Raw genomic sequence first — 4,527 nt, 5'->3', positions numbered from 1 at the left:
TGGTCGGTGTTCATGCCGATGCCGAAGCGCATGCGCAGGACGCGCTCCTCGCGCGGGGTGAGGGAGGCGAGGACGCGGGTGGTGGTTTCCTTCAGGTTGAGCTGGATCGCCGACTCGAGCGGCAGGATGGCGTTCTTGTCCTCTATGAAGTCGCCGAGCTGCGAATCCTCCTCGTCGCCGATCGGGGTCTCGAGGCTGATCGGCTCCTTGGCGATCTTCATCACCTTGCGGACCTTCTCGAGCGGCATCTGCAGCTTCTCGGCCAGCTCCTCCGGCGTCGGCTCGCGGCCGATCTCGTGCAGCATCTGGCGGCCGGTGCGGACGAGCTTGTTGATCGTCTCGATCATGTGGACGGGGATGCGGATGGTGCGGGCCTGGTCGGCGATCGAGCGGGTGATCGCCTGGCGGATCCACCAGGTGGCGTAGGTCGAGAACTTGTAGCCGCGGCGGTACTCGAACTTGTCGACCGCCTTCATCAGGCCGATGTTGCCCTCCTGGATCAGGTCGAGGAACTGCAGGCCGCGGTTGGTGTACTTCTTGGCGATGGAGATCACCAGGCGGAGGTTGGCCTCGACCATCTCCTTCTTGGCCTGGCGGGCCTCCTTCTCGCCCTTCTGCACCTGGTTCACGATGCGGCGGAACTCGGAGATGTCGACGCCGACGTACTGGCCGATCTCGGCCATCTCCTGGCGGGTCTCCTCGACCTTGTCGCGGAAGCGGGTGGTGAGCTGGTCCCAGCCGCGGGTCTTCTTCTGGCCCACGCGGTCGAGCCAGCCGGGCTCGAGCTCGCAGCCGCGGTATTCCTCGATGAACTCCTGGCGGCTGATGCGCGCCTGGTCGGCAAACTTCACCATGGCGCCGTCGAGCGACATGATCTTGCGGTTGATGCCGTAGAGCTGGTCGACCAGCGCCTCGATGCGGTTGTTGTGCAGGTGCATCGAGTTGACCAGCTCGACGATCTCGCCGCGCAGCCGCTGGTAGTCGCGCTCCTGGCCGGAGGTGAAGCTCTCGTTGCGGTTCAGCGTGGCGGAGATGCGCTCGTCCTGCATCTCGGCGAGGCGGACGTAGTCGTTGGCGATGCGCTCGAGCGTCTCGAGGATCTGCGGCTTGAGCGCGGCCTCCATCGCGGCGAGCGAGAGGTTCGACTGGTCGTCGTCCTCGTCCTCCTCCGGGTCGGGGACGGGGGCGGCGGCCTCTTCCTCCTCGTCGTCGAGCGGCAGGTCGGCATCCTCGTCGTCGCCGTCCTCGTCGTCGGCTGCGGCGCGGACGCTCGGCGCCGGCCGGGCGGCGGCGGGCTTCGGCTCGGGCTTGGGTGCCGGGCGGACGGGCTCGGGGCGCGCAGCGGTGGCGGCAGCGGCAGCGGCGGGCGCGGGCGGCGGCTTCATCTCGGAGAGCACGCTCTCGACGTCGTCCGACTCCATCTGGCCCGAGAAGGTGGTCTCGAGGTCGATCACGTCGCGGAGCATGATCGCCTCGTCGAGCAGCTCGTCGCGCCAGATGGTGATGGCCTGGAAGGTGAGCGGGCTCTCGCAGAGCCCGGCGATCATCGTGTTGCGCCCGGCCTCGATGCGCTTGGCGATTGCGATCTCGCCCTCGCGCGACAGGAGCTCGACCGAGCCCATCTCGCGCAGGTACATGCGCACCGGATCGTCGGTGCGGTCGAGCGCCTCGCCACCCACGGAGGTGACGGCAAGGTCGCGCGAGCCGCCCTCCTCGGGGGTGGGCGGCGCGTCGTCGCGGCCCTCCTCCTCCTCGGCCTCGTCGCTCTCGATGACGTTGATGCCCATCTCGGAGAGCATGGCCATGACGTCCTCGATCTGCTCGGAGGTGACCTGCTCGGGCGGCAGGACCTCGTTCAGCTCGTCGTAGGTGATGTAGCCGCGGGCCCTGGCGGTGGAGATCATCTTCTTCACCGCGGCCTGGCTCATGTCGAGCATCGCCGCCGAACCGTCGTTGGGATCGTCGGGCTTCTTCGGCTCTTCGTCTTTGGCCATCGATTGCTCCAACTGGAGGCCGGGTGGGCGATGTGCCCGCAGGACTTCGTTTGTGGGTTGCGAATCGGTGATTCGCAACGAGGGGTCAGTGTTTTCGCGGCTTGCGTGACCGGCTTGCCTCAGCGGCGCCGATCACGCTGGCGAACTCGAGATGCTCCGAGGCCTCGGCGGACTGGTCTTCCTCGAGCGGCCTGGTGTTCGCGGAATGCTCCGCCTCGGCGGCGAGGCGGACGCGGTTGGTGAGCGATTCCCCCGGATCGTCGGCGATTTCGGCGGCCGCCTCGCGGATTTCGGCGGCGCGCCCCACCAGCGCGGCACGACGGGTCAGTTCCTCCTCCAGGGCGCGGCGGACCACATCCGGCGTGCCGGACGCGCCGAAGTGGCGGTAGGCGCGGAAGATCTCCGCCGGCAGGTCGACGAGGGGGTCACGCCCCAGGGCAGCCTGCACCAAGGTAGGCACCGCCTGGGGCTCATCTGGTGAGCCGGCGAGCGCGGTCAAGAGCGCGGCGAGAATTTCGCCATGGCGCGGCGTGGCGAAGACGAGATCCTCGAGACGCGCGGCGAACTCGAGGGCGACCCGCGGGTGGTTGAGGCAGGCGGCGAGGATGGCGCCCTCGCGCATCCGCATCTCGACGGCGGTGTCCGCGGTGGCGCGGGCGAGGCGCGAGGCGCGGGCAGCGCCCGTGCCCTGGATGCCGGCGCTGCGCGGGGCGCCGGGGCGGGGCCGGGCTTCGCGCTTGCCGGGCCGCGGGCGGGCCGGCGGGGCGAAGAGCGCGGCGCGGCGGGCGCGGACCTCGGCCTCCCAGTGGGCGCGGACTGTCGGGTCGACGATCCGTGCCAGATGGGCGCGCAGGCGGGCGTCGAGCGCGGCGCGGCGCTCCGGGCTGTCGAGGACGGCGCCCTCGGTCTCGCGGGCCCAGAGGAGGTCGATGATCGGGCGCGAGGCCGCGAAGATCGGCGCGAGGGCGGCGGCGCCGCCGGCGCGGGCGACATCGTCCGGATCCTGGCCCGGGGGCATGACGGCGAAGCGGAGCGAGCGGCCAGGCCCGAGGTGGGGCAGCGCGAGGTCGATCAGGCGCTGGGCGGCGTTCATGCCGGCGCTGTCGCCGTCGAGGGCGACCAGGGGCTCGGGGGCGAGCTTCCAGAGCAGCTCGAGCTGGGTCTCGGTGATCGCGGTGCCGAGCGGCGCGACGGCGTGCTCGAGCCCGGCCTGCGCCATGGCGATCACGTCCATATAGCCCTCGGCGACGATGACGGTGCCGGCCTTGTGGGCGGCGGCGCGGGCCGGGCCGAGGTTGTAGAGGGTGCGGCCCTTGTCGAAGAGCGGCGTGTCGGGCGAGTTCAGGTACTTGGGCTCCTGGCCCTTTCCGATCGCCCGGGCGCCGAAGGCGATGCAGCGGCCGCGCCCGTCGCGGATCGGGAACATGATGCGGCCGCGGAAGCGGTCGTAGACCTTCGCGGCGTTGCCGGTGACGAGCCCGGCCTCGGCCAGCTTCTCGCGCGCGAAGCCCTTGCCGGTCAGCTGATCGAGCAGCGCGCTCCACTCGTCGGGCGCATAGCCGATCTCGAAGCGGTCGCGGGTGGCCGGGGTGAGGCCGCGGCGGTCGAGGTAGGCCCGCGCCTCGGCGGCGCGGGCGGTCGCGAGCTGCAGGCGGTAGAACTGGACGGCGGCCTCCATCGCCTCGACGAGGCCCTGATTCGCGGCGGTGCGGGCGGCGGCCGCCGGGTCGCGCTCGGGCATCGCCATGCCGGCCTCGGTGGCGAGCCGCTCTACCGCCTCGATGAAGCCGAGGTTCTCGGTCTCGCGCAGGAAGCTGACCGCGTCCCCCTTGGCGTGGCAACCGAAGCAGTAGTAATAGCCCTTGCCCTCATCCACATGGAACGACGCGGATTTCTCCTGGTGGAACGGGCAGGGTGCCCACCAGTCGCCCTTGGCCGCGTTGCTCTTGCGGGGGTCCCAGGCGACCTTCCGGCCAACGATCTGCGCGAGGGAAACGCGCGTGCGAAGCTCGTCGAGAAATCCGGGGGGCAGCGACATTGACGGAATATCGTGTGCCGGTGCCCCCTTGGCAAGGGTCAGGCGCGAATCATGATTCGCGAATCACTGCCGCCGGCCGATCTCGACCATCCCGCGCTCGGCGCCGCTCGTCCGGTCGAGTACCCGGATGCGCTCCTGCCCCGCCTCGTCGACCGTCACCACCGCCAGCCAGTCGCTGCCGAAGGTGACGGCACCGGCGCGCTCGCCGGCCGGCAGGGCGATCGCGGTGGGGAGCTCCGGCGCCTGCGGCGCGGAGGTGAGGCGGATGAAGAGCAGGACGACGATGGTCGCCATCCCGACGATCAGCGTCGCCGTGAGCAGGGTGACGAGGCGGCGCAGCCGGCGGAGGCCGGGCGGTTCGGGCAGCTCTCTCGGCGGCTCCTCGTGCGGGACGTCCCGGGGCATCGCTGCCTGCGCCGGGGTCACGAGGGCTGCGGCTCGCGCTCGGCGCGCTTGGCCGCGTCCCAGAGCGCATCCATCTCGGCGAGGTCGGAG

General features: G+C 70.9%; 3 protein-coding genes. All 3 read right to left on the bottom strand.

The window, feature by feature from the left end; all coding sequences use genetic code 11:
- Window positions 1-1,994 (bottom strand): RNA polymerase sigma factor RpoD (rpoD, locus tag Q0112_RS01040; protein WP_297970311.1); only part of this gene is annotated, 1,994 nt, incomplete at its 3' end.
- Between the two features lie 85 nt (window positions 1,995-2,079).
- Window positions 2,080-4,032: a DNA primase gene (gene dnaG / locus Q0112_RS01035; protein WP_297970309.1), complete on the bottom strand. Its 1,953-nt coding sequence runs from the start codon at window positions 4,030-4,032 to the stop codon at window positions 2,080-2,082.
- Between the two features lie 63 nt (window positions 4,033-4,095).
- Entirely contained in the window at window positions 4,096-4,437 is a 342-nt protein-coding gene (locus Q0112_RS01030; protein WP_297970307.1) for a DUF6476 family protein, read from the bottom strand.
- Window positions 4,438-4,527: the final 90 nt, after the last annotated feature.

The organism is uncultured Amaricoccus sp. (genome assembly GCF_937858865.1).
Classification (GTDB): domain Bacteria; phylum Pseudomonadota; class Alphaproteobacteria; order Rhodobacterales; family Rhodobacteraceae; genus Amaricoccus.
This window is presented reverse-complemented; position numbering and strand designations above follow the sequence as displayed.